This window comes from Acrocarpospora phusangensis, from assembly GCF_016862995.1.
Classification (GTDB): domain Bacteria; phylum Actinomycetota; class Actinomycetes; order Streptosporangiales; family Streptosporangiaceae; genus Acrocarpospora; species Acrocarpospora phusangensis.
The window spans coordinates 1-24,775 of record NZ_BOOA01000103.1; the positions used below are offsets into that span (position 1 = coordinate 1).

At 69.9% G+C, this 24,775-nt stretch carries 19 protein-coding genes and 1 pseudogene; 9 read left to right on the forward strand and 11 right to left on the reverse strand.

Going from position 1 to position 24,775, the window contains the following annotated elements; translation table 11 throughout:
- A partial coding sequence (locus tag Aph01nite_RS36175; protein ID WP_204045580.1) for a CHAP domain-containing protein occupies positions 1-826 on the reverse strand: 826 nt, incomplete at its 3' end.
- 165 nt (positions 827-991) lie between these two features.
- On the opposite strand from Aph01nite_RS36175, the gene Aph01nite_RS36180 reads away from it, so the two are divergent.
- Positions 992-1,441 carry a hypothetical protein gene (locus tag Aph01nite_RS36180; RefSeq protein WP_204045581.1) on the forward strand — a complete coding sequence of 150 codons (450 nt, stop codon included), beginning with the start codon at positions 992-994 and terminating at the stop codon, positions 1,439-1,441.
- Between the two features lie 83 nt (positions 1,442-1,524).
- Positions 1,525-2,586: a histidinol-phosphate transaminase gene (gene hisC / locus Aph01nite_RS36185; protein ID WP_204045582.1), complete on the forward strand. Its 1,062-nt coding sequence runs from the start codon at positions 1,525-1,527 to the stop codon at positions 2,584-2,586.
- 30 nt (positions 2,587-2,616) lie between these two features.
- Here the strand turns inward: hisC and Aph01nite_RS36190 are convergent.
- From Aph01nite_RS36190 to purD, 5 genes and pseudogenes are all read right to left on the reverse strand, one after another.
- Positions 2,617-3,471 (reverse strand): annotated as a pseudogene (locus Aph01nite_RS36190) (EamA family transporter); the annotation flags it as partial.
- An 85-nt stretch (positions 3,472-3,556) separates the two neighbouring features.
- The gene (locus Aph01nite_RS36195; RefSeq protein WP_155350545.1) at positions 3,557-4,849 is read right to left on the reverse strand and encodes a transcriptional regulator; all 1,293 of its coding nucleotides are present in this window, start codon (positions 4,847-4,849) and stop codon (positions 3,557-3,559) included.
- A gap of 252 nt (positions 4,850-5,101) precedes the next feature.
- The gene (murA, locus tag Aph01nite_RS36200) at positions 5,102-6,373 is read right to left on the reverse strand and encodes a UDP-N-acetylglucosamine 1-carboxyvinyltransferase (protein ID WP_204045583.1); all 1,272 of its coding nucleotides are present in this window, start codon (positions 6,371-6,373) and stop codon (positions 5,102-5,104) included.
- A 101-nt stretch (positions 6,374-6,474) separates the two neighbouring features.
- Complete coding sequence (locus Aph01nite_RS36205; protein ID WP_204045584.1) at positions 6,475-7,311, reverse strand: phosphoribosylaminoimidazolesuccinocarboxamide synthase; 837 nt, start codon at positions 7,309-7,311, stop codon at positions 6,475-6,477.
- On the reverse strand, positions 7,308-8,552 hold the full coding sequence (purD, locus tag Aph01nite_RS36210) for a phosphoribosylamine--glycine ligase (RefSeq protein WP_204045585.1): 1,245 nt from the start codon (positions 8,550-8,552) through the stop codon (positions 7,308-7,310). Before purD ends, Aph01nite_RS36205 begins: the two co-directional genes overlap by 4 nt.
- Before the next feature lie 362 nt (positions 8,553-8,914).
- On the opposite strand from purD, the gene corA reads away from it, so the two are divergent.
- The 3 genes from corA to Aph01nite_RS36225 all read left to right on the forward strand — a co-directional run bounded on the left by corA (position 8,915) and on the right by Aph01nite_RS36225 (position 10,667).
- Entirely contained in the window at positions 8,915-9,973 is a 1,059-nt protein-coding gene (corA, locus tag Aph01nite_RS36215; RefSeq protein ID WP_239162249.1) for a magnesium/cobalt transporter CorA, read from the forward strand.
- 101 nt (positions 9,974-10,074) lie between these two features.
- The gene (locus Aph01nite_RS36220) at positions 10,075-10,308 is read left to right on the forward strand and encodes a hypothetical protein (RefSeq protein ID WP_204045587.1); all 234 of its coding nucleotides are present in this window, start codon (positions 10,075-10,077) and stop codon (positions 10,306-10,308) included.
- A complete protein-coding gene (locus Aph01nite_RS36225) occupies positions 10,305-10,667 on the forward strand; it encodes a hypothetical protein (protein ID WP_204045588.1) in 363 nt (120 codons plus the stop codon). The genes Aph01nite_RS36220 and Aph01nite_RS36225 overlap by 4 nt, the downstream gene beginning before the upstream one ends.
- On the opposite strand, the gene Aph01nite_RS36230 is transcribed toward Aph01nite_RS36225, so the two are convergent.
- The 3 genes from Aph01nite_RS36230 to Aph01nite_RS36240 form a co-directional block, all read right to left on the reverse strand.
- Positions 10,664-13,288: a helix-turn-helix transcriptional regulator gene (locus Aph01nite_RS36230; RefSeq protein WP_204045589.1), complete on the reverse strand. Its 2,625-nt coding sequence runs from the start codon at positions 13,286-13,288 to the stop codon at positions 10,664-10,666. The two genes, Aph01nite_RS36225 and Aph01nite_RS36230, sit on opposite strands and share 4 nt — an antisense overlap.
- A gap of 590 nt (positions 13,289-13,878) precedes the next feature.
- Entirely contained in the window at positions 13,879-15,252 is a 1,374-nt protein-coding gene (locus Aph01nite_RS36235) for an NYN domain-containing protein (RefSeq protein WP_444978698.1), read from the reverse strand.
- A gap of 191 nt (positions 15,253-15,443) precedes the next feature.
- Positions 15,444-17,777 (reverse strand): RNA polymerase sigma factor, encoded by a 2,334-nt coding sequence (locus Aph01nite_RS36240; RefSeq protein ID WP_204045591.1) that lies wholly within the window; start codon positions 17,775-17,777, stop codon positions 15,444-15,446.
- A 911-nt stretch (positions 17,778-18,688) separates the two neighbouring features.
- Here Aph01nite_RS36240 and pyrE point away from each other — a divergent pair.
- Positions 18,689-19,225, forward strand: a complete 537-nt coding sequence (gene pyrE / locus Aph01nite_RS36245) for an orotate phosphoribosyltransferase (protein WP_204045597.1) — start codon at positions 18,689-18,691, stop codon at positions 19,223-19,225.
- Here pyrE and Aph01nite_RS36250 read toward each other — a convergent pair.
- Both Aph01nite_RS36250 and Aph01nite_RS36255 read right to left on the reverse strand, forming a co-directional pair.
- Positions 19,203-19,646: a hypothetical protein gene (locus Aph01nite_RS36250; RefSeq protein WP_204045592.1), complete on the reverse strand. Its 444-nt coding sequence runs from the start codon at positions 19,644-19,646 to the stop codon at positions 19,203-19,205. The two genes, pyrE and Aph01nite_RS36250, sit on opposite strands and share 23 nt — an antisense overlap.
- 70 nt (positions 19,647-19,716) lie before the next feature.
- Positions 19,717-20,412 carry a DedA family protein gene (locus tag Aph01nite_RS36255; protein ID WP_204045593.1) on the reverse strand — a complete coding sequence of 232 codons (696 nt, stop codon included), beginning with the start codon at positions 20,410-20,412 and terminating at the stop codon, positions 19,717-19,719.
- Between the two features lie 121 nt (positions 20,413-20,533).
- Here Aph01nite_RS36255 and fbaA point away from each other — a divergent pair, with 121 nt between their 5' ends.
- The 3 genes from fbaA to Aph01nite_RS36270 all read left to right on the forward strand — a co-directional run bounded on the left by fbaA (position 20,534) and on the right by Aph01nite_RS36270 (position 24,397).
- On the forward strand, positions 20,534-21,556 hold the full coding sequence (gene fbaA / locus Aph01nite_RS36260; RefSeq protein WP_204045594.1) for a class II fructose-bisphosphate aldolase: 1,023 nt from the start codon (positions 20,534-20,536) through the stop codon (positions 21,554-21,556).
- A gap of 427 nt (positions 21,557-21,983) precedes the next feature.
- Positions 21,984-22,400, forward strand: coding sequence for a DUF3151 domain-containing protein (locus tag Aph01nite_RS36265; RefSeq protein ID WP_204045595.1), 417 nt, complete (start codon positions 21,984-21,986; stop codon positions 22,398-22,400).
- A 713-nt stretch (positions 22,401-23,113) separates the two neighbouring features.
- On the forward strand, positions 23,114-24,397 hold the full coding sequence (locus Aph01nite_RS36270; protein WP_204045596.1) for an adenylosuccinate synthase: 1,284 nt from the start codon (positions 23,114-23,116) through the stop codon (positions 24,395-24,397).
- Positions 24,398-24,775: the final 378 nt, after the last annotated feature.

Here is a 24,775-nt window from a genome sequence, read left to right on the forward strand (position 1 = left end):
CGAGGTCGGTCTTCAGCCACCAGTGGTTGTACGCGCCGCTGACCTGCACGATCGGTCCCCAGACCTTGCAGAACACGTAGTTGGTGCCGGCGTTGAGCGTGCCGGTGCGGGTGCCGCCGGGGGTGGAGTAGCCGGCCGCGGCGGCGAAGGTGTCGACCCAGTACTTGCTCTGCGTGGGCGGCGGCGTCGGCGTGGACCCGACCCCGACGGGCGCGGAGTAGCCGACGATGCTGGCGGAGGACCGCGTGTAGCTGCGCGCCCGGGTCATGCTGGGGTTGCCGCTGTTGCCTTCGATGGTGTACACGGTGCCGGCGTCGGCGGAGCTGACGATGCCGACGTGGTCGATCACGCCGTCGCCTCCCCAGTCGAACACGACCGCGTCCCCGGGTTGTGGCGTGTACCCGCTGGCCCGCGTCCGCCACGTCCCGTACGTGGTGCCGTAGGTCTTGAAGGAGGCCGCCACGCCGGTGAGCACGCCGCCGCTGCCTTCGGCGATGTTGGCGTAGGTCACGCCGGCGTTCTGCCACACGTACTTGGCGAAGTCGGCGCACCAGTCACTCTCCCGCCAGCGCACGCCGTCCGTGGTGGGGCAAGCCGCCGTCGCGGGCTTCCAAGTCCTGAAATATCCGGTGTAGTAGTTGCACACTCCCCACTGCCCCGGCGTACCGGCCCCATGATTGCGGGAGGAGTTGTTGAGTTCGGCCTGCGCCAGGGCCACGATCCCGGCGCGCGTCGCCGCGGCCGCCGGCTGCGCCGCGATCGTGACGAGACCGGCGGCCACGACGAGGGCGGTCACGGTTCCGCTGATGAGCTGCCTGAGTGCCATCGGATTCTCCTTCGGGTGCTGCTCGGCTGACCCAGACGATGGACCCCTCCGCTCCAAATAGCCTCCAGAGCCGCTATAAGCCCCGTCTCAGCGCCGCTGAAGCGGATCTGGAGCTACAGCCTGGAGGCTCCTCAGCGTCAGCCAGAAACGACTGAGGAGAATCCCATGAAGATCACCAGCCGCAAGGGCGCTCTGGCCGTCGGAGCCGTTTTCGCCGCCGCCGCGATCGTGTCGGTGGGCGGTTCGGCCGCGAACGCCACCCAGGCCGACTGCGCCTCCTGGCCGAACCCGGGCAGCGCGACCGGCGCGAGCACGGTCTACCGCCAGGACGTCGGCCGCCTCGGCACGTACGCGGAGCTCAGGAAGGGCACGCTCAACGGTCAGCAGATCGGCTGGGCGCGCATCACCGGCACCACCAAGAAGGGCGACCTGGTCTGGATGGACGTCAGCAACAACGGCGGCGCCAGCTGGACCCAGTGCGGCCCCTACACGGTGGACGCCGACGGCGGCATCCCGTACACCCGGGGTTATGCCACCAGCAGCTCGGCCAGCCGGGTCTTCCGCGCCTGTGGCCGTGTCACCGGCGCGTACTCGGTCTGCGGCCCCTGGTGGTAAAACGCGAAGAGTGATTCCCGGTCCTCCCCGGAGGGCCGGGTTCACCTATTGTGGGCATACACCGCATCTCGGAGGGGTAAGCAATGCCGCAGTTCCGCGCCGTATTCGACACCGTGGCGGCCTACAAGGCGGGCCAGGCCGTGGTCGGGCCGGACGGCCGCTCCTACAAGCTCTCCTCCAACGAGTCCCCCGAGCCGCCGCTGCCCAGCGTGGTGCGCGCGATCGCGGAGGCGGCCACCCAGATCCACCGCTACCCGGACCCGGCCGCCCTCCGCCTGGTCGAGGCGCTCTCCGCCCGGTACGGCGTGCCCGCCGACCACATCGCCCTCGGCGCCGGCTCGGTGACCGTGGCCCAGCAGCTGTTCGAGACCGTGGGCGAGCCCGGCGCCGAAGTGATCTACGCCTGGCGCTCGTTCGAGGCGTACCCGCTGCTCGCCGACCTGTCCGGCGTCACCTCGGTACGCGTACCGCTCAAGGACGAGACGCACGACCTGGACGCGATGGCCGACGCGATCACCCCGAACACCCGGATGATCCTCGTCTGCAACCCGAACAATCCGACCGGCACGGTCAACCGCGCCGGCGAACTGAAGCGTTTCCTCGACAGGGTCCCCGAGAACATCCTGGTCATCCTGGACGAGGCCTACCGCGAGTACGTCCGCGACGAGGACGTCCCCGACGGCCTGACCATCTACCGGGACCGCCCGAACGTGGCCGTGCTGCGCACCTTCTCCAAGGCGTACGGGCTGGCGGGCCTGCGGGTCGGCTACCTGATCGGCCAGGAGCCGGTGGCGGGGGCGGTGCGCAAGGCGATGATGCCGTTCGCGATCAATCACCTCGCGCAGGCCGCCGCGGTCGCCTCGCTCCAGGCCGAGGAGGAGTTGCTGGCCCGGGTGGAGACGGTCGTCGCCGAACGGGCCAGGGTGCGGGACGCGCTAGTCGCTCAGGGCTGGCTCGTGCCGCAGAGCGAGGCCAACTTCGTCTGGCTGCGCCTGGCGGGGGACACCCCGGCCTTCGCCGAGGTCTGCGCCGCGGCCGGCGTCGCCGTCCGCCCCTTCGGGAACGAGGGCGCCCGCGTCTCCATCGGCGACCGTGAGGCCAACGACGCCTTCCTCGCCGCCGCCGCCGCTTTCCGGAGCCGGTGACTTCCGCTTCTCGGTGGACACCACCAGCGCGACCCCGGCCACGATCACCAGCCCGGCCACGATCATGGGCAGCGTGACCCCTTCGTTCAGCACGAGCACGCCGAGCAGGACGGCGACCACGGGGTTCACGTACGCATAGGTGGACACCAGGGAGATCGGCGCGTTGCCGAGCAGCCAGACGTACGACGTGAAGCCGATCAGCGACCCCACCAGGACCAGGTAGCCGAGCGCCAGCCAAGACGCGGCCGAGACCTCGGAGATCACCATCCGCTCGCCGGTCACGCCCCCGGCCAGCAGCAGGCCGACACCGCCGACGGCCATCTCGACCGTGCTCGCCGTGAAGACGTTCTTCGGCATCGGGATGCGCGCGGTGAGGAACGATCCGATCGCCCAGGAGACGGACCCCGCCAGGACCACGACCACGCCGATCGTTGACGACGAACCGCCACCGTTCAGTGACAGGACTGCCACCCCGATGAATCCGACCAGAACCCCGGTTAGGGTCAGAACCGGCGGACGATCACGGAAGACCACGCGCAGCGCGATCAGCCAGAGCGGGGTGGAGGCCACCAGCAGGGCGGCCAGCCCGGTGGAGATGTGCTGCTCGGCCACGGCGACCATGCCGTTGCCGCCCGTCAGCAGGAGCAGGCCGACGAGGGCGGCGCCGGCGAACTCCCGCCAGGTCATGCGGAAGGGCTTGGTGCCGTGCCGTACCAGGAGGAACGTGCCCAGGAGCAGTGCGGCGGTGATGAAACGCAGGCCGCTGCTGAGCATCGGCGGCATGGTTTCGATGGCGATGGCGATGCCGAGATACGTCGAACCCCACACCACGTAGACGGTGGCGAGCGCGACCCAGACGCGCAAGTCACGAGTGTTCTGCCCCATGACTCATGACAATAGCGATGGGTCCTGACATTTCGTGAGACGGGGTCGGGTGGGGACGTCCCCACGACATGCCCACCCGCCCGTCCTACCGGTTGAGCTTCTCGACGATCAGCCGGTACAGCTGCCGGGGACGGCCCGGCTGGGGTGTCCGGTTCGGCGGCAGCGGCCACGCGAGTCCCTCGTCGACCAGCGTGCGCAGCAACCTCCTGGCGGTACGCGGCGTGACGCCGAGCATCTTGCCGGCCCCCTCCGCGTCCACCACCGTGTCCCCGCCCTCCAGCTTGGCGGCCAGCCGGGCGAGCACCTCCACTCCCTTGGGCTTGACCGGCCCGGCCGACTGCGGAGGCATCCGGGGCGGCGGGACCAGCGCCCGGCCCTCCCGGTCCACCGCGAACCCCTGCGCCTGCTTGCCCGCCTGGGTTCTGGCCAGTGCGGCCCTGGCGTGGGTCTCCGCGTCATGGGTCGTACGGCCCATGCCTACCCCCACCTCGACCGCGAGGCCCAGTTCGTCCCGGATCCGCGCGGCGAACGGCAACACGCGGAAGCCGTCCGTCGCCCCGGCGATCGAGCCCCGGGTGGCGACCACGAGATAGCTGTGGTCGTCGATCGGCCACACGCTCGCGTTGATCCGGTTGGCCTCCTGCACCAGCAGGCGATGCAGCGACAGGCGCAGCTCGTCCCGCCAGTATCTCGGCGCCGCCCGCCGCACCGGTTCCCGCAGTGTCGGCACCTCGACCAGAATGACGGTGAGCTGCGACTCTTCGAGCCGGTGATGCGCGCCGAGCAGCGCGGCCGTGTGTAACGCGGTCCGGACGGCGGCCGAGGTGGGCCGGATCCTGACCGCGGGGATACCTGCGGCCGTCAGCCGGTCCGCGACCCCGGGAATGCAGGTCAGCGCGCCGGTTGAGGCCCCCTGCCGGACCAGCCGCTCGTGGAATGCCGCGATGGTGCCGGTAGCGCCGGGTTCGTCCCGGCTGTGCACCTCCGCAGCGGATAATCCGAGATCGGCGTAGGCCTCGTCGATCTCCGACCGGTTGAGCACGTCCACGCTCACCCGGCGGGGGTCGATGCGGTCGTCGAGTGCCGCCCGTGCGATGGCCGCCGTCAGCGCGGCGCCGCCGAGCTGCACGTGGGTGGCCGGCATGGTCAGCACGCCGGACCGGCGGGCCAGTTCGTAGGGAATCGGGCTGGCGAAGAGGCAGGCGTCCACGCCACCGAGTCTTGTTACCTTGTCAGAGGCCTCCTGTTCGTCGCGATAGGCAGCGGCCACCAGGCGACAGGGCACCGGTGCCGCCGAGTGGCCCATGAGCATCACCCGCTCGACAAGGTCATGGGGCCCCACCACACCGATGGTGAGGTCCGGCGTCCCAGCGCCCATCCCGGCCCCCACCCGCGATCCGCGTGGAGACTCTTCCGTGCGCTCGACCAATGTTCGTCCCATCCCGCGCGCCTTCGTGGTTTCGCTTCCCCGGAAAGCTCCGGAATCCGCTCCTGGGAAGCTTCTCTTTGGAACGATCGCTCGCAACGGCCGTAATGTCACGCCCGGATTTGCCGGAATACCCTTCTGTGATGGGAGAAGCGGTGATTAGCGGCGGCATTTGGGCAGGTCAGCGCCTTTTTGGACGGGTTTTTACTCGGAAGGGGAAATCTCGCGTTCCACATCCGCGCCGAGCGCCTGCATGCGCGCGGCCAGATCCGCGTGACCGCGGTCGATGAGATACCCGGAGTCGATTGTCGTCTCGCCTTCGGCCGCCAGGCCCGCCAGGACGAGCGCGATTCCGGACCGCAGATCGCGGGCGGTGACACGCGTTCCCCGCAGTTTCGCCGGCCCGCGCACGACGGCGCGGTTCTCCGCCACCTCGATGTCGGCGCCCATCTTGTTGAGCTCGCCCGCCAGCGCGAAACGGCCGTCGAAGATGCGCTCGTGGATGTAGCTGGTGCCGCCCGCCAGACAGGCCAGCGTCATCAGCGGGTTCTGCAGGTCGGTGGCGAAGCCCGGGTAGGTGTCGGTGATGACGTTGATCGGCCGGATTGGCTCGGCCCGGCTGACCTGCAGCACCGCGCCCTCGTCCTCGAACGCGACGCCCATCTGCTCCAGCTTCCAACGGGCCACGCCGAGGTGCTCCAGCGAGCCGCCGACCAGGTTGACCGAGCCGCCGGTGAGCGCGGCGGCGATCATGAACACGCCCGCGTCCAGCCGGTCCGGCATGACGGTGTGCTCGACCGCGGTCAGCTCGTTGACGCCCTCGACGGTGAGGACGCCGGTGCCGGAGCCGTGGATGCGCGCGCCCATCCGGGTCAGCATGTGGATGACGTCCAGCACCTCGGGCTCCAGCGCCGCGTTCTCGATCACGGTGGTGCCGCTGGCCAGCGCCGCCGCCATGACCAGGTTCTCGGTGCCGGTGTGCGAAGGAGTGTCCAGGTAGAGGGGCGCGCCGGTGAGGCCGGCCGCCTTGATGTGGATGACGTGCTCTTCTTCGTTGACGATCGCGCCGAGCCGCTTGTAGCCGTTGTAGTGGAAGTCGAGGTTGCGGCTGCCGAGGTTGCATCCCCCGACACCCTCGATCACCGCCTCGCCAAGCCGGTGCAGCAGGGCAGGGACGAACAGGACCGAACCGCGGAACCTGCGGGCGATCTCGGCCGGGAGGACGGGACTGGTGAGCCGCGAAGCGTCGATCACCAGGGTGCGCTCGGACTCGTGGAACTGCACCTTGGCGCCGATGGCCTCGGCGAGCTCCGTCGCGCGCCGCACGTCTTCGATCGCGGGCACATTACGGAGCACGGTTCGACCCTCGGACGCGAGCAGCGCAGCCCCGATCATGGGCAGCACGGCGTTCTTCGCGCCCTGGATGAAGGCGGTTCCACGCAGTACATTGCCACCGCGTACGCGGTAACGGACCATGAAATGGACTCCTCAGTTGGGGGTGTGGAGGAAGAGGCGGCTGGTGCGGTAGCCGGGTATCGGGCCACAGTAGCCGCTAAGAGGAGCGATTCGCGGGGGAACTACCCGGTGAAGGTGTTTCCGGTCAACCGCTGATAGGCCTCCACATAACGTTCGCGCGTACGTTCGACAATCTCGTCCGGGAGCCGGGGCGGCGGAGTGTCGGACGCGCGGTCCCAGCCGGACGCCGGAGAGGTCAGCCAGTCGCGGATGAACTGCTTGTCGAAGGATTGCTGGCTGCGGCCCGGTGACCAGGCATCTTTCGGCCAGAACCGGGATGAGTCGGGGGTCAGGACCTCATCGCCCAGGGTCAGCACGCCGTTCTCGTCCCAGCCGAGTTCGATCTTCGTGTCGGCCAGGATGAGGCCGCGTTCCAACGCCGTCTCGGCGCCTCTCCGGTACACCGCGAGGGTGATCTCCCGGAGCTGTTCCGCCAGGTCAGAGCCCACTTCCTCGACGACCTGCCGGTAGGTCATGGGCTCGTCGTGCTGGCCCGCGGGAGCCTTCGTGGAGGGGGTGAAGACGGGTTCGGGCAGCCGCGAACCGTCCTCCAGGCCCGCCGGAAGGGCCACGCCGGAGACCGCGCCGGTGCGCCGGTACTCGAGCAGCCCGCCCCCCGTCAGATACCCCCGCGCCACACACTCCACGGGCACCATGGTGAGCTTGCGGCACAGGACACTTCGCAGGTCAGGGCCCCTGTCCACGACGTGGTTGGGCACCAGGTCGGCGAGCTGCTCGAACCACCAGAGCGAGAGCTGCGTGAGGATCGCGCCCTTGCCGGGGATGTCGGGTTCGAGGACGTGGTCGAACGCGGAGATGCGGTCCGAGGCCACCATCAGCAGCAGGCCGTCGCCGGTCTCGTAGAGATCTCTGACCTTGCCGGAGTGCACGTGCTTCATACGATGTCTTCCCAGGTAGGAGCGGCGATGTCGGTCCGGTGGAAGGCGCCGCGAAGGCGTATCCCGCCCACCGTCTCATACGCCCTCCTGCGGGCCTCGGCGAGGTCCGCGCCGGTGCCCACGACGCTCAGCACCCGGCCGCCGTTGGAGACGATCTCGCCGTCGCGGGTCTCGGTGCCCGCGTGCAGCACGTACGAACCCTCCGCCTGGGGCTCCAACCCGGCGATGACGTCGCCTTTTACGGGATCGGCGGGGTAGTTCTCGGCCGCCACGACGACGGTGACGGCGGCGCCCTCGCGGTAGGTAAGTGGCTTCTGACCGGCCAGTGCCCCAGTAGCGCACGCCAGCAACAACTGCCCCAGCGGTGTCTCCAGCCTGTCCAACACCACTTGGGTTTCCGGGTCGCCGAAACGTGCGTTGAACTCGATGACACGGGGGCCTTTCGCGGTCAACGCGAGCCCCGCGTACAACACTCCGGCGTACGGAATGCCCCGCCGGCCCAACTCCGCGACGGTCGGCAGGACCACCTCGGCCATGATCCGCTCGGTCAGTCCGTCCGGCGCCCACGGCAGCGGGGTGTACGCGCCCATGCCGCCGGTGTTCGGTCCCTCGTCGCCGTCGTACGCGCGCTTGTAGTCCTGCGCCGGCTGCAACGCCACCGCGCTCTCCCCGTCGCACAGGGCGAACAGCGACACCTCGGGCCCGTCCAGGAACTCCTCCACGACGACCCGCTCACAGGCGGCCGCGTGCGCCAGCGCCGCGTCCCTGTCCCAGGTGACGACGACGCCCTTCCCGGCCGCGAGCCCGTCGTCCTTCACCACGTACGGCGGGCCGAACTCGTCCAGCGCGGCGGCGGCCTCCGCCGGGGTGACACAGGTGAACGACCGCCCGGTGGGCACACCGGCCTCGGTCATGACGTCCTTGGCGAAGCTCTTGGAGCCCTCGATCTTGGCCGCCGCGGCGGAGGGCCCGAAGCAGGGGATCCCATGCGCCCGTACGGCGTCGGCCACGCCCGCCACCAGCGGCGCCTCCGGCCCGATCACCACCAGGTCCGCGCCGAGCCGCACGGCCAGCGCCGCCACGGACGCGCCGTCCATCGGGTTCACCTCGTGCCGCGTCGCGACCTCCGCGATGCCCGCGTTGCCCGGGGCGCAGTGCACCGCCGAGACGGAGGGGTCGAGCTTCAGGCCCCGGCAGAGGGCATGCTCACGGGCACCGGATCCAACGACGAGAACGCGCACGTGTCGTAAGCCTAGGGGATGCACGAGGAACGCCAGGATCCGCGTCCGTTTTTTGGCAGGACCTACATGATCGGTCGGCCGACCTGAGAGTATCCTGGGAGGAGGCTGTGCGCATGTGTTACGTTTGACCAGCCTGTGGTGTCTCTATGGTGATTGGAGGTGGTCCGGGTGAATCCTGGTGATCCTGTCAGTACGTGCACGCGCACGTACGACGTGCGCGAACCCGACCATTCCAATCAGGTGCCCGAGGGCACTTCCACGCACTCCAAGGGGTGACGACTTTCGCGTGGACGTGCTGAGTCGGGCGGGAAGGGACCGCCATGCGCTCCGCCACGCTTTTCCCACGTATCACCCGGGCCGTCGTGCGCACTGAAACGGCGCTGCCCGAGAAGAGAATCGCCTGCGTGCCCTCGATCAACTCGCTGATCGAGTACGGCGCGTACGTCGCGGGCAAGAAGGTCCGCGCCGAGGGCATAGAGGAAGCCGTCCAGCTCGTCCGCGCCCACAACGACAGCAGCCCCGAGACCAGCGCGTACGTGTGGGTCGGCCTCTACGAGCCCGAGGCCCCCGAGGTCGAGTGGCTGGCCGAGACGTTCGGCCTGCACCCGCTCGCCGTCGAGGACGCCATCAAGGCCCACCAGCGCCCCAAGGTCGAGCGCTACGGCGACTCCCTGTTCGTCGTGCTGAAGACGGTCGCCTTCGTCGACCCCGAGGCCAAGTCCGCCACCAGCGAGATCATCGCCACCGGCGAGATCATGGTGTTCGTCGGCCCCGACTTCGTGGTGACCGTACGGCACGGCGCGCACAGCCCCCTCGCCGACGTGCGCGAGAAGCTCGAGGACAAGCCCAAGCTGCTCAACCGCGGCCCCACCGGCGTGCTGCACGCCATCGCCGACTACGTCGTGGACAAGTACCTCTACGTCGCCGACCAGATGCAGGCCGAGCTCGAAGACGTCGAAGCCGCCGTCTTCGCCGAGGTGAGCTCCCGCGACATCAACCGCATCTACCAGCTCAAGCGCGAGATGCTCGAACTCAAGCGCGCCGTCGGCCCGCTGCTCGCCCCCTTCAACGCCCTCCCGCAGCGCCGCATCATCCCCTCCGAGATGCGCGAGTACTTCCGCGACGTCGGCGACCACCTCTCCCGCGTCTGCGAGCAGGTGCAGTCCTCCAACGAACTCTCCGACTCCATCCTGCAGGCCGCCCTCGCCCGCACCAACGCCCTCGCCAACGAGGACATGCGCAAGATCTCCTCCTGGGTCGCCATCCTCGCCGTCCCCACCATGATCGCCGGCATCTACGGCATGAACTTCGACCACATGCCGGAAACCCACGAGGTCTGGGGCTACCCCGCCGTCCTCGGCGTCATGATCGTCGCCTGCACCCTCCTCCACCGCGCCTTCCGCCGCAACGGCTGGCTCTGACCCTCGGGTGGCAAGGTTCCTCTCCTCAGTGGAAAGAAACCGATCCACCCGAGTTCTCCCGAGCCGATCACCGCAGGTCGCGTCGGCATACGGTGCTGGTCGTGTTGACCACGTACCCGCAGATCCGCGATCGGATCTATGAGCTTGCCCGCATACACGGATTGCGGGTCGATTGGGCCGAGACCTCGCGGTCGGTTCGCTTAGTCTTGCTCTACGAGCAGACCCAGATCGTCGTCGCCCGGGGGATCGTCCCCGTGCGGGACATCCGAGCAACGCAGGTCAACAAGTTGGAACACGACCTTCAGCACGTGTTCGGGAAGGACTGGCTTCAGTGACGACTCCCAGCATTCGATTCAGGGTCACCAGGGAAAAGGCGCTCGACACCGGCGTGATGGTCTGGGGGGCCGATCCGATCGACACGCCTGTCGCCGGCGGAGTCTCGGGGCGTACTCTCGCCGAGCTTTGCGACGAGGTCGAGGCCGTGAAGCACTTCATTCTGGATCTGCCGCATGGGACCCCCGTAGCCGTGGACTACGTCTTCGAACTGCCGGGTGTCTCGGCGGACAACATTGACGATTGGGCGAATGACCCCGATCTCATGAAGGGCCGGTTGCGGAAGGCCGGCCTTTCGGAGGAGGACATCGCCCTGCTGTTCGATTCGAGGGGAGAGTTCGCCCGCTCCATGGCGCGTTAGGTTTCTTCGGTGGGTGGGCCGTCCGTGGCGGCGAGGCGTTCGGCGGCGTAGGGGGCGTAGGGGCGGCCGCGGGCTTGGGCCAGTTCGTGGAGTTGGGGCCAGTCTTTGGCGCGGGCGAGTCTGGCGACCAGGAGCCAGCCGGCGTAGTCGCTGCCGTTGTCGGCCATGACGCGCAGGTCGGCGAGGTGGCCTTCGTCGGCGAGGAGCTGGGCGAGGCGCCAGGCGGCGTCGGAGTTGCCGGAGGCGGCGGGGGCCTGGAGGACGGCGATGGCCTCGGTCGTGCGGCCGTGTTCGGTGAGGTGTTCGGCGAGGCGGCGGGCGGCGCGGTAGTCGCCGGCTTCGGCGAGTTCGTGGAGTCGCTGCTCCTCGCCGTCGGGCGGCTGGGCGTCGGCCAGGCCGCCGGGCGCTCGGTGGAGGAGCGTTTCGAGGGGGAGGTCGACGAGGGAGGTGTCGATGAGGCGGGCCAGGATCTGTTTCTGGGCGATCGTGTAGCGCTCGGCCGTGGTCTGGATCCCGCCGTCGGGCTCCTGCCAGAGTTCCAGCGAGTCGTCGAGCGAGTCGTCGTGGGCGACCTGCTCCCGCGGTTCGCCGTTGCCGTGCAGCGTCTCCCGCCAGGTCTCGGCGTGCCCCATCTGTTCGAGCAGCGTCGCCAGCTCCCGCCGGGCCTCCGGGCTCCACGACCGCAGCACCTGGCGCACGTCGTGGCGGGCGAGCCGGTCGCCCGCGGTCTCGACGATGTGGGTGGCGAACTCGCGCAGGGCCCAGAAGCTGCCGGCCCGGCACGCCTCCTCCCACAGCGCGATCGCCTCCTTCGTCCGGCCGTGCCGGTTGAGCATGCCGGCCAGCTCCCGGGTCGCGGTGTTCCGCCCGTCCGCCGACCACCGCCAGACGGCCAGGGCCTCGTCGACGCGCCCGGCCCGTTCGAGGATGCGGGTCAGCTGGTGCATGCCGTCCTGACTGCTGTCCCGCCGCCACAGCTCCAGGGCCTCGTCCACCTGGCCCGTACGCTCCAGGAGATGCGTGAGCAACTGCTTGGCCATGGGTTCGCCCGCCTTGGTGGCATGACGCAACCACTGCTCGGCCTCCTTGAGCTTGCCCTGGCGGTCGAGGAGGTCGGCCATGACGACCATGGCGTCGCGGTTGCCCAGCTGCGCGGCGACGCGCCAGACCTGGGCCGCCTGGTCGGTCCTGCCGTGCCGTTCCGACTGGTCGGCGAGCTTCCACAGGGTGAACATGTCCCCGGTCCTGGCCGCCGCCCTGACCCAGTCGTCGGCGTGCTGGGCGTCCCGCCCGGTGGAGTTGAGCCACAGCTCCCAGGCGGTGTCCAGCGACCCGCCCAGCGCCCGGACGTACCGCTCGGTGAACTCCCAGGTGGGGATCTGCGCGCCGGACAGCACGGACGCGATGTGGGTGTGGCTGTACCGGATCCGCGTTCCGATCTGGCGCAGCGCCGGCGTGCCCGCCTCGCTGCGCAGGTGCACGAGATAGGCCGTGTACCGCTCCCGCTCCTGGGTGACCGCGTCGAGCCCGATCCGGTGCCTGGCCCGGCTCAGCCGGCTCTCCACCGCGGCCCGGCTCACCCCCAGCAGGTCGGCGATCTCCCGCAGCTCGTACCCGTGGCCGCGCAAAAAGGCCATGCGCGCGGTCTGCGGATCCAGGCGGCCGGCCAGGTCCCGCGCCGCCGTCCGCGCCACCACCGCCTCCGCCGCGTCCGCGCAGGTACGGCTGTCGCGCTCGTACCGCTCATCGAGCCGGAGCGGCCGGGTGCTCGCGCTCGACTCCCTGGCCCGGACCAGACGGTCGGTCCGCCAGGAGACCCACTCCCGCAAGTCGGAGATGAGCGACAGATCAGGCCAGAGCTGGAGCACGGCCAGCAGCACGTCCTGCGAGACGTCCGCCCGGTCGTCGGCGTTCAGGTCGGCCAGCCGCAGCCGCCGGTCCACCCATTCCACGCCCATCGGATAGAAGTCCTCGAATGCCCAGGGGATCCACGTCGCCAGGCGGATGCTCTGGTCGGCCAGGATGCGGCGGCGCTGCCATTCCTCGGGGTCGCCTCCGCAGGCCCGTACGATCGCGAGGACCAGCGGGAGGGTGGGCAGTCCGCGCCCGGACAGGGCGTCGAAGACCGCGGCGGGGCTGTACCGGGCCCACGTGGAGATCGCCCGTAGGGAAGGGTGGCCCGCATCGGCGCGCAGGGCGCGCAGCGCGGTGGCGAAGGCGCGGACGACCTGCTCCGCGCTGACGCGTTCACCCGGGGCGGGCTCGGGCGAGGCGACGGCGGGCTTCTCCGTCCTGCTGGAGGCAGCGGGGACAGCGGAGCCGGACGCGGCGGGGCCGGCGGAGGCGGCGGGGTCGCGGCGGCGCAGCGCGCTGGCGGCCTGCTCCTGCCCCACCGGGGTCAGCTGGTAGTAGCGCCGGCGCGGCCCGCGCCCGCGCCGCTCGTCGGACTCCCAGGTGGCCTGCAGCCAGCCGAGCGACTCCAGCCGGGCCAGCAGCGGATAGATCGTGCCGGTCGGGCGGTTGACCCGGGCCGAGATCTGCAACCCGTAGACGACGTCCCCGCCGGCCAGCACTTCCAGGACGTCGAGAGTCGCGTTTGTCAGACGGACGACTTTGCTCATCTTCAAATACCATCTAGATATGTAGATATAGAGCGCGATGTTCAGTCGTCACGATGTAATAGGTGACGACACAACCTGGGCGAGGGCTCCGGGTGTGAGTTGGCGCTTTTGTCCGGAACCCCCGCCTTTCAGCGGTTTGCCGCTAGCTGGCCCGAGCTGCTACTCGGGCCAGCTGTCGCGGATGGTGGCGTAAAGCTTGATAAGTACGGCTGCGCCGGCACCTATCCGCACCACCCGACGCTGCCAGCGGCGACGGGGATCACCCCCACGAGGAACAGCGGAATCCTCCGGTTCCGGACCTTCATGGCCCGACTCCGATATGCCATCCCCTTTGGGTGATTTATCCACCGAATACCTCACTTCGCTCGTGTGCCATGGAATCGACAACCGATCCCGCGGGAACCGGTCTCATTTCTCAGGACACACGTTCAAAGCGACGCAAACCACAGCGTAGCCTGCCGTGGAGATAGCGTGGGCGGCACAGCGGAACGCCTCGATAGTTCTTCACCCGCAAATGATGAAAAATCACCACAATGCGGCATAAATTCGGGCTGAATTCTCCGCGGGAGTGGGCGTGGCTGCCCGATGCGTTAGCGGCGAGCGCGTTCGAGGGCGTCCCAGAAGCCCCGGCGCAGGGCGTGACGGACCTCGTCGTGGAGCAGGAAGTCGATCGGCAGCGAGGAGCCCTGAAGCAGGCGCGCCTCCAGATCGGAGGGCATCCGCGGCTTGCGCGCCAGCACGGCTTCGAGCCAGAGCGCGGGCGCGTCCCTCGCGATGGAGTCCCCGAAGTCGTGCCCCTCCTTGTGGGCGGCCTTCACGGCCTCCGCCAGCGTGGTGGTCCCCGCGCTGTGGTTGTTCACGGGAGCCGCCTGCGGACCCGTGTAGGGACCGAGCTGAGCCGCGGGGAAACTCCCCGTGTTCGTGTCCCGGTACGGCGCCACCGCGTTCCCCGGAGACCCGAGCTGCGCGGCCGGGAAGCTCCCGGTGTTCGTATCCCGGTAACTCCCCGGCGCACTGTGGCTCCCGGTGTTCTCCCGATACGGCGTGACCGAGTTGCCCGGCGCGCTGTGACTGCCCGTGCCGCTCTCCCGGTAATGCGCGACCGCGTTCCCCGGCGCGCTGTGACTCCCGGTCGAGGACTCCCGGTACGGCGTGATGCTGTTCCCCGGCGTGCTGTACTGCGTCTGCGCCACCGGAGCCGGCACCGGCGTGGGCGGCGGAGGGGGAGCGACGGGAGCAGGCGGGGCCGCCTGCGGTTCCGGCGGATAGGTGTAGGCCGGGCGGGCGTGCGACGAAGCAGCGGGCTGGCTCTGCGGCTGCGGCGTGGGCGCCGGGGCGGGCGGCTGCGGCGCGGCCTGAACCGGAGTCGGGAAGGGCGCCAGTGAGGGCGCTCCGTTGGGCGGCGTGGTGGACCCGTTCTGGCTCCCGTTGCCCCGCGCCTGCCCGTTGCCCGCCGTCTGCCCGTTGACCTGCGTGTCGACCCCCGTGACCAGGTTCACGTACGGCCGCAGATGGCCGCCCCCGATCTCGATGAGGTCGTCGCACTCCTGCCGCAGCGTCCGGGACACCGCCCAGCTGCCGTCGGCCGTGATGTGGATGACGGTGACGCGGATGCCGAGATCCTGCGCGTCGCTGACCACCTGGGCGAGATCCTCGTCGCCGCTCACCACGACCGCGTCGGCGACCGCGTTGTTGCGGGCCAGCGTCATCAGATCGCGGTGCACCTGGGCGTCCACGCCCTCCCGGCGGCCGGGGCGGATCCGGCCGAGGCGGAGCTTGAGGCCGGGGATGTCGGCCAGCACGTCGTGTTCGGGGGTACGGCGGCCTTCGACGGTCGCCTCGTACCAGTAGCAGCGCAGCAGCGGCAGCCCGGTGCGTTCCCTGGACAGGCTCGTGAGTAACTGGAGCAGGCCGGGGTAGTCCCACGCGACGGCCTCACGATGGCGGGTCCCATGCACGGCCATCGCGCCGTCTGCCAGCAGGTAGCCAGCGTCAACGAAAAGCGCGCAGCGATCCACGCGACACCGCCCTTCCTCACGTGGCCATCTCAGGGTAATCGGGCTGGTTGGCGCGCGTGGATGAATCCCGGCGATTCAGCCCTGATGTCCGAGCCCCTTCGCCCGACCGTACCAGTTTGCCCCGGCATTTCCTCCTCCTAGGAGCGTGCGGGCACGCTTACCGCGACCACCCCCAGCAGGAGCACATCGCGCTTGGTGGCGATCCGCAGGGCCGGGTCGGAGCCGAGCACGGGATGGAACGTGTCCACATCGAGCCCGAAGGTGTTCCACCGCCCTGCCGTCGATCCGTCGAAGACGTTGCGGGCGTCCCGGTCGCCGCCGTCGGGCCGCAGCCGGTGGCCGCCGAGCTTCACCGAGTCGCCGGGCAGGTCGGCGTCACCGTCCCAGACGACCAGGTCAAGACGGGCGCGTGCGGCCGAAGGGGTGAGCCCCCGCAGCGGCACGGTGAACGCCCCATCCTTGATCACCGTCGCCGCGTCCAGCACGACCGCCTGACTGTACGGCTCCCGCCGCCCCTCGGCCACCACGACCAGACTCCACCCCGCGTGCCGGGAGACGCCGGACTCCACCGCGTTCCCGGCGGCCCACCACCGGCCGCCGGCGCGCACCATTCGTGTGACGTCAGCGAACGCCTGATACCCAGACCCGATAGGCATGGCCGTCGTGGTGACCTCCGCCGCGCGGACCGTCGTGTACTCCTCCGCCCCCGGCCCCCGCAGCATGATCTTGCGCGCCCGGCCGCCCGATCCCGACCAGTAGAGCCCCGCCCAGACGACCCGGGAACCCTCGGGAAGCGCCAGCTCGGCCCAGCTGGAGGTACGGGTGTCCGCGTCGTCGTCCTGGTCGAGCGGGGTCATCGGCCACAGGTCGTTGTCCCGGCGTTCCGGCTCGCGGGCACGCGCGGCGGCGCACTCGGGCACGACCTCGGGGCAGCTCAGCAGGGTGTTGCCGGCCACCCGGGTGAGCACCCGGCCGTCGGCGGCGAATCTGGCCGTCGCCCCGCCCTCGCGTACGCCGGCCGGAGAGGTGGCCGCCAGCCGGAGCGGCCCCGAGCGGACCCGCAGCGAGGGACCGACGCCCTTGGGCGCGTCCGCCGACACCTGCACGCGCAGGAACACGGCCGTGGCGTGCCCGGCGCGCAGCGCGGGCCGGACACACCGGACGGAGTTCCCGGCGCGGCAGGACCAGCCGTCCACCGTGCCCACCGGATCGACGGCGCCGGCCGCGGCGCCGCGCCTGCCGCCCGAGTCGAGCACGCTGACGCCCGGCGGCAGCGCCACCGACGCGGTCAGCTCCTCGGTCGCGCGGCGGCCGACGTTGCGCAGCCGGATGCCGACGATGCCGGGCTTGTCGCGGACCAGCGCGCCCAGCGCATCGATGCTGGCGACCAGCTTCGGGCGTCCCCGGTTGAGCCGCTCCTTGGTGGGTGGCGGCTGCGGCGTCGGCTCGGCCCTGCTCGGCACCGGCTGCGGGACCTCCACCGGCGGCTCCGGCTCCGGGGCCACGCTGGGCGGGGACGGGATCGGCGCGACCGCCACCGGCTTCGGCGGGACGGGCTCCGTGCCGGAGGCCAGCAGGAACGCGGCCCCGGCGACCACGGCGGCGACAGCTCCCGCCAGGGCCGCCTGCTGCGACTTGGGCATGCGGCGGAGCCAGCCGACGCCGCCGAGCGCGCCGCCGGCCGCGCCGGCCTTGCCGAGCCCGGCCAGGTAGCCGGCCAGCACCGGACCGGCGATCAGCGGGCCGACGATGACGCGCAGGCCCTGGTTGACGTCGGTCAGCTCCAGGAAGACCGCCCGGCAGTCGGCGCAGTCCCCGACGTGGTCGTCCACCACCCGGGTCTCCCGTTTGGCCAGACCTCCCCGCACGTACGACCCCATCTTGCCGAGCACCGGGCGGCACGCCTGGCTCGGCGAGGTCGCCAGGTGCATCTGCAGGTACGCCTGCCGCAGCCCCTCCCTGGCCCGGTACGCCAGCGCGGCCACCCCGTTGGCGGACAGCCCGAGCAGCGGCGCGATGTCGGCCGCCTTGGCGTGCTCCACCTCGGTGTGCCAGAGCACCATGCGCCAGCGCTCCGGCAGCGACAGGAACGCGCGGGCCACCAGCGAGCGCTCCAGACCGGCCAGGGCCGGGTCCACGAACGGCACGCCGGGGTCGTACTGCTCGATCTCGCCGGTGGTCACGTTCCGCCGGTCGGCCGCCGTCCGGTCGTAGGCCGTCCGGCGGACGCTGGTGAGCAGGTACGGCCGGAAGGCGTCGTGCGGACCGCCGCCGCGCCCGAGCAGATCCAGGATCTTGGTGAAGGTCTCGGCGACCACGTCCTCCACCTCGGCCTCGCTCGGGACCAGCTGCCTGGCCAGCGAGCGGGCGGCGGACGCGTGGCGCTCGTAGAGCGTGCCGTAGGCGGCGGAGTCGCCGCCACGCACGGCGTCGAGCAACTCGGCGTCGCTTTGACGAATTTCGACACTCAATGTGACCTCACGATTACCAAGGGTTGCCCGGCAAATAATTCCGCAACCCGCGTCATCGCTAAACCGAAGTGCCGTCTTTCCCTCTGACAGGGAGGGAACTCGACGTGATTGATGACGTACCGCGAAGGAATCTCATCCAAGGGGCGGAGATCACCGATATGCGGTGCATGAGGGCGCTTTGGCGGCAGGGCAGCGACGGGTGGGCCGTCGCCGCCGACTGGTGGTCGCCCGCCGTGGACACGATGCTCCAGGCTCTCCACAGGGGCGAGGACGTGGAGCGGGCGTGCGCGGCGCTGGGCGGAGCGCGGGCGAGAGCGGGGGTGGGCGTCGCTGAAGGTCTGCGGGACCTGGCCGCGCTCTACGCCTGCCTCGGCCGCGCCGAGCCGCCGCTGACCGCGGTCTGCGCCTTCGCGTCGGGGTGGGCGGAGGCGGGTTTCGCCCCGGCCGCCGAACTCTCCTGTGCGGACCCCCTGTCGGGTTTGGCCACGCCGCCGTATCTGCGTACGAGGCTGGCCGAGCTCTACCGGGAGGCGGCGGCCGGTGGCTCGCGTCCGGGCGCGAGTCACCGGCTCGTCGTGGTCTCCCTCGCCGTGTCACCGGACGATCCGTTCGCCGGGATCGCCGCGCTGCTGCGGGTGGCCGAGGTGTTGCGGGCGACGTTCCCCGGCGGGGACACGCTCGCGCTGCTGCCGCCGTCCCGGGCGGCGGCGCTGATCCGGGTCCGCCTGGCGGTCCGGGTGACCGCGCTCCGCCGTACGCTGCGGGGCACCGCCGCCGAGATCGTGGCGCACCGGCTCCCCGCCACCCTGGCGTCCGCCGTACGGCTGACGCTTCCCCAGACGCCGCCGGCGCCGGTCTCCCGCGGAGGGGGCGGGAGCGGCGCCGGCGGCCCCTCTCTACGCTTGAGCACCATGAGCGACCGCGAGAGACTGCTGGACGAGATCAAGAACAAGGGGGTCGTGCACGGCCGCGTCGTGCTCTCCTCGGGCCGGGAGGCCGACTACTACGTGGACCTGCGCCGGATCACCCTCGACGGGGTGGCCGCCCCCCTGGTCGGGCGGGTCATGCTGGACCTGACCGAGGACCTCGGCTACGACGCCGTGGGCGGGCTGACGCTGGGCGCAGACCCGGTCGCCACCGCCATGCTGCACGCCGCCGCCGCGCGCGGGCGCACCCTGGACGCCTTCGTGGTGCGCAAGGCGGGCAAGGCGCACGGCCTGCAGCGGCGCATCGAAGGCCCCGACGTGGCCGGCCGGCGGGTGCTGGCCGTGGAGGACACCACGACCACCGGGGGTTCCGTGCTCACCGCCGTGGAGGCGCTCAACGAGGCCGGCGCGGTCGTCGTGGGTATCGCCACCATCGTGCACCGGGGCGGTGACGAGAACCTCGCCGCCACCGGGTTGCCCTACCGGACCGTCTTCAGTCTCACTGATCTGGGTCTCGGCTGACTTCGAAGGACTCCCGCTCCCCGGCCGCTCCCGGGGGGCGCTCCTTCCCGTTCTCCAGGACCTGTACGGTCCCCGCGTCGTCGAGCACCACCTCCAGGTCGTCCTCGAAGTGACGGACCCGCTGGCCCTGGCCCAGATCCTGGTCGGTCAGGATGTCGCCGCCCGGGACGCGGACGAACACCGGGCAGCGCTCCGCGAGGCAGACGATCTCCAGCGTGGGCGTCTCGGCCTCGGCCGTGGGCGTCGTCGCCGCCGCCGTCGGAGTCGGGGAAGTCGACAGCCGTACGGGCTCGGAGGCCGCGTCCGTCGAGTTGAGGAAAGAGAGCACGGCCACCATGAGCAGGCCCAGCACTCCGATCGCCACCATGATGACGATCACCAGCCGGGCCGGGCTCAGTGGATCTGATCGATGCCGTCCCACGCCTCACACCGTACCGGCTCACCTGGTGGGAAGGTGTGGTATGTGATCAGTACGGGTGATTTCACCGATCTCAGCCGCCGGCCGCCTCGCGGTGGTGCTTGCCCTTGGGGTCGGGCACGGGCGGTGCGGGCCGTGTGGCTTTCCGGTTCTTCATGATCTCCCGGATGATCGGGATCACCGAGAGTAGGATGATCACCGCGGCGCCGGGCAGGATGTAGCGGTCGACGTTGGGGATTCGGCTGCCGATGAAGTAGCCGAACAGCAGCAGGCCGTCGGTCCACAGCACGCCGCCGATGATGTTCCAGACCAGGAAGCGCTTGCGGTCCATGCCCAGCATGCCCGCCACCGGGTTGAGGAACGTCCGGACGATCGGGATAAACCGGGCAAGAACCACGGCCTTCTCCGGTCCGAACTTCTCGAAATAATGCTGGGCCTTCTCGACGTACTCTTGTTTGAAGAGTCTGGATTCCGGACGGGCGAAGAGGCGGGGGCCCGCCTTGGCGCCGATGTAGTGTCCCAGCTGGGCGCCGGCGATCGCGCAGACCGGCGCGCCCACCAGCAGGACTCCGAGGGGGAACGGCGTGTCGAGACCGACCGCGCTGGCCACCTGTGCGGAGGCGCCCATACCGGCCACCACCAGCAGCGAATCGCCGGGGAGGAAGAAGCCGATCAACAGCCCGGTCTCGGCGAAAATGATTGCGAGAATGCCGATGAGACCGAACGTGACGATCCACCATTCGGCGCTGAGAAGATTCGAGACGTCCATCGCGGACGAGCCTACCCCGGGCGACGTGAAACGGCGTAGAAGCCCTACGCTTCCCTCATCGACCCGCGTTTCGGAATACTTGCACACGGCCAATCAGATGTGAACAGGGAGCTGACTTCCGATGCCTATCGCGACCCCAGAGGTCTACGCCGAGATGCTCGACCGGGCCAAGGCGGGTGGCTTCGCCTATCCGGCGATCAACGTGACGTCGTCGCAGACGTTGAACGCCGCGCTGCGCGGCTTCGCCGAGGCGGAAAGTGACGGCATCATCCAGGTGTCGACCGGAGGAGCGGAGTTCCTCTCCGGAACCACCGTCAAGGACATGGTGACCGGCTCCGTGGCCCTCGCCGAGTACGCCCGTGTCGTCGCGGCCAAGTACCCGGTGACCATCGCCCTGCACACCGACCACTGCCCCGCGGACAAGCTGGACGGCTTCATGCGCCCGCTGGTCGAGATCTCCCGCGAGCGGGTGGCGCGCGGCGAGGAGCCGCTGTTCCAGTCGCACATGTGGGACGGCTCGGCCGTGCCGCTGGAGGAGAACCTGCAGATCGCCGCCGAGCTGATCGAGAAGTGCGCCGAGGCCCGGGTCATCATGGAGATGGAGATCGGCGTCGTCGGCGGCGAGGAGGACGGCGTCGCCCACGAGATCAACGAGAAGCTCTACACCACGGCCGAGGACGCCATCGCCACCGCCGAGGCCGTCGGCCTGGGCGAGCGCGGCCGCTACCTGCTGGCCGCCACCTTCGGCAACGTCCACGGCGTCTACAAGCCCGGCGCCGTCAAGCTGCGCCCGTCCGTCCTCAAGGAACTCCAGGACGCCGTCGGCGCCAAGTACGGCAAGGACAAGCCCTTCGACCTCGTCTTCCACGGCGGCTCCGGCTCCCTCCTCGAAGAGATCCACGAGGCCATCTCGTACGGCGTGGTCAAGATGAACATCGACACCGACACGCAGTACGCGTTCACGCGTCCGGTCGCGGACCACATGTTCCGCAACTACGACGGGGTGCTCAAGGTCGACGGCGAAGTGGGCAACAAGAAGGCCTACGACCCGCGTGCGTACGGCAAGTCCGCCGAGGCGGGCATGGCGTCCCGGGTCGCCCAGGCCTGCCAGGACCTCAAGTCCGCGGGCACGAAGATCTCCTAGCACGGGTTGCCGGGCCCGCCTGCCGCAAGCCGGGCGGGCCCGGCGCTCCCGTAGCGCGAGGTTGCCGGGACTGTCTGCGTGACCCGGAGGGTCTTGTAGCGCGAGGTTGCCGGGTCAGCTTGGGCTTCGGGTCCGCCGGGATTTCCGGCTTCGTGTCTGTCGGGGCGATGTGTGGTCGTCGGGTCCGGTAGCAGGCGGAGATCTGGAAGCGCGGGTTGGCGGTCAGGCGGAATCTCGAGTCTTCGGCGAGTCGGCTGTCGTGGTGCGATGCTTGTGAGCTGGGCGGAGTGTCGTAGCGTCGCCCGGCTGTTCCGGTGCTCGCCGGGGCCAGTTCATCGTTCGCTTTGGTGGATATGATTACGGTCGGCGGGCATTTGGTAAGACTGTCGTCATGAATCCTCGCCCAGGACGGGAGCCGTTTTAGCCGATGGAACTGAACGACAACCTGCTCGCCGGCCCGCCGCCCACCCTGCTGCCCGACAATCTCGAGGCGCGCGAGATGATCGAGGGCGGCTACAAGGCCGCTGACGTCGCAGCCCGCTTCCCCGCCTACTCGGCGGCTTGGGCCATCCTGGCGGACGACTACTTCGCCAACGGCCACGCGGTCACGTCCTACGCCTTCGCCAGGACCGGCTACCACCGCGGCCTCGACCAACTCCGCCGCGCCGGCTGGAAGGGTCACGGTCCCATCCCCTGGGAGCACGAACCCAACCGCGGCTTCCTCCGCTGCCTCAACGCCCTCGCCCGCGCCGCCCAAGCCATCGGCGAAAAGGACGAAGCCGAACGCTGCTCCCAATTCCTCCGCGACAGCAGCCCCACCGCCGCCGAAGCCCTCACCTCCTAACCCCCAGGCTTCCGCGTCTCCTCCTCGCCACCTGTGCCCGGGTGCGCGGAGCCGATGTCGCTTGCCGAATTTCCCCCACCCACCCTTTTTGCCGCTGCGCGGCGGCTTGCCGGGCCGGGCGATCTAGACGCCGCCGCGCGACGGCTCACTGCGATCCCGCAGCGGACGGCTCGTCACGCAAGGCTCTCTGCCCTGTGGTGCTACGCGAGCTTGCCGAGATTTCCCACCCACCCTTACCGCTGCGCGGCGGCTTGCCGGGCAGGCCGAACGGGTTGTGCCGTGACGCGGCGGCCTGCCGGGCAAGCCCTCCGGGTGCCAGCTCTGCCCGACGACATACCGGACAGGGCAATCGGTTTGTGTTGCCGTGCTACGGCCACCGCGATCCCACAGCCGATGGCTTGTCGCCGTTGCGTGAGCTTGCGAGATTCTCCCTCGGGCCGCTGCATGCCCGATGACGAACTGGATGGGTGGGGATTGCGGGCGGGGTGGGCCGGTTGCCTGGCCGCGGAGCGGCGAAAAGGGTGGGTGGGTGGGGAAAGCCCCGAATCAAGAGGTGGCCAAAGTTGGGCAATCTCCGCGCCGTAGGTCGTAGGTCAGAGGGTGGCGGGGTCGTGCCGTGCCGGAGGCAGGGGGGATTTCAAGGTACTCTCAGGTTGCAAGAGCCCCTGGTGCTATTGCGTCAGGGGCTTGGCTTTTGTAGTGGGAGTTTGAGCATGCCGGCTGTCGTTCTCGTGGGTGCCCAATGGGGCGATGAGGGCAAGGGAAAGGCCACCGACCTCCTGGGGGGTGAGGTCGACTATGTGGTTCGCTACCAGGGGGGAAACAACGCAGGGCACACGGTCGTCATCGGCGATCAGAAGTATGCGCTGCATCTGCTCCCGACGGGAGTGCTCTCGCCCGACGTGATCCCGGTGATCGGGAACGGCGTGGTGATCGACCCGGGCGTGCTGCTCGGCGAGATCGACGGCCTGGCCAAGCGTGGCATCAACTGCGACCGCATGCTGATCTCGGCGAGCGCGCACCTGATCATGCCTCACCACAAGGCCCTCGACAAGGTCACCGAACGGTACCTGGGCAAAGCCAAGATCGGCACGACCGGCCGCGGCATCGGCCCCGCGTACAGCGACAAGATCAATCGAATGGGCATCCGGGTTCAGGACCTGCTCGACCCCGGCATCCTGCAGAAGAAGATCGAAGGCGCGCTGCACGACAAGAACCAGATCCTCACCAAGATCTACAACCGTCGGGGCCTGGACCCGGTGAAGGTCCTGGACGAGTATCTCGGCTACGCGGAACGCCTGCGCCCGCACATCGCCGACACCTCCCTGGTCCTCAGCAAGGCCCTCGACGAGGGCAAGTTCGTGCTGCTGGAGGGCGGCCAGGGCACCCTGCTCGACATCGACCACGGCACGTACCCGTTCGTCACGTCGAGCTCGCCCACCAGCGGCGGCGCCTGCGCCGGCTCCGGCATCCCGCCGACCCGCCTGACCCGCGTGATCGGCATCCTGAAGGCGTACACGACGCGGGTGGGCTCGGGCCCGTTCCCGACCGAACTCCTCGACGATCAGGGCGAGTGGCTCCGTAAGACCGGCGGCGAGTATGGCACCACCACCGGCCGCGACCGCCGCTGCGGCTGGTTCGACGCCGTCATCGCCCGGTACGCGACACGCATCAACGGCGTGACCGACTTCTTCCTCACCAAACTGGACGTGCTCTCCGGCCTGGAGCGCATCCCCGTCTGCGTCGGCTACGACGTGTACGGCACCCGCCACGACGAGATCCCGACCACCCAGACCGAGTTCCACCACGCCACACCCATCTACGAGGAACTCCCGGGCTGGCAGGAGGACATCTCCAGCGCCAAGACCTTCGACGACCTCCCCCCCAACGCCCAGTCCTACGTCCGGGCCCTGGAGGAGATGAGCGGCGCCCCCATCTCCGCGATCGGCGTCGGCCCCGGTCGCGACCAGACCCTCCAACTCAGGTCCCTCGTCTGACACCCCCAGCCCACGACCCGCCGAACCTATCGGCAGGTCGTGGGCACCCCGCAGCCGCGATCGGCGAGTGTCGTGATCAGGGCCCTCCACTGCCGGACCACGTCAGCGGGTTCGTGAGCATCCCGGAGAGCCTGGGCTCTGCGCCGCCGCATTTCCGCGATCAGCGTCGGCCCGGGTGTTGATCGACCAGTCGCAAACCCATTAGAGAAGGAACCGGCGTGTCCCACGCGTTCGCCGGCGTCCGCGGGGACGAACTCGTCGCCTACCTCCAGCCCGCCGACGGCGGCCTCCGCCTGGTCGGCCTCCGCCTGGTCGGCCTCCGCCTGGTCGGCCTCCGCCTGGTCGGCCTCCGCCTGGTCGGCCTCCGCCTGGTCGGCC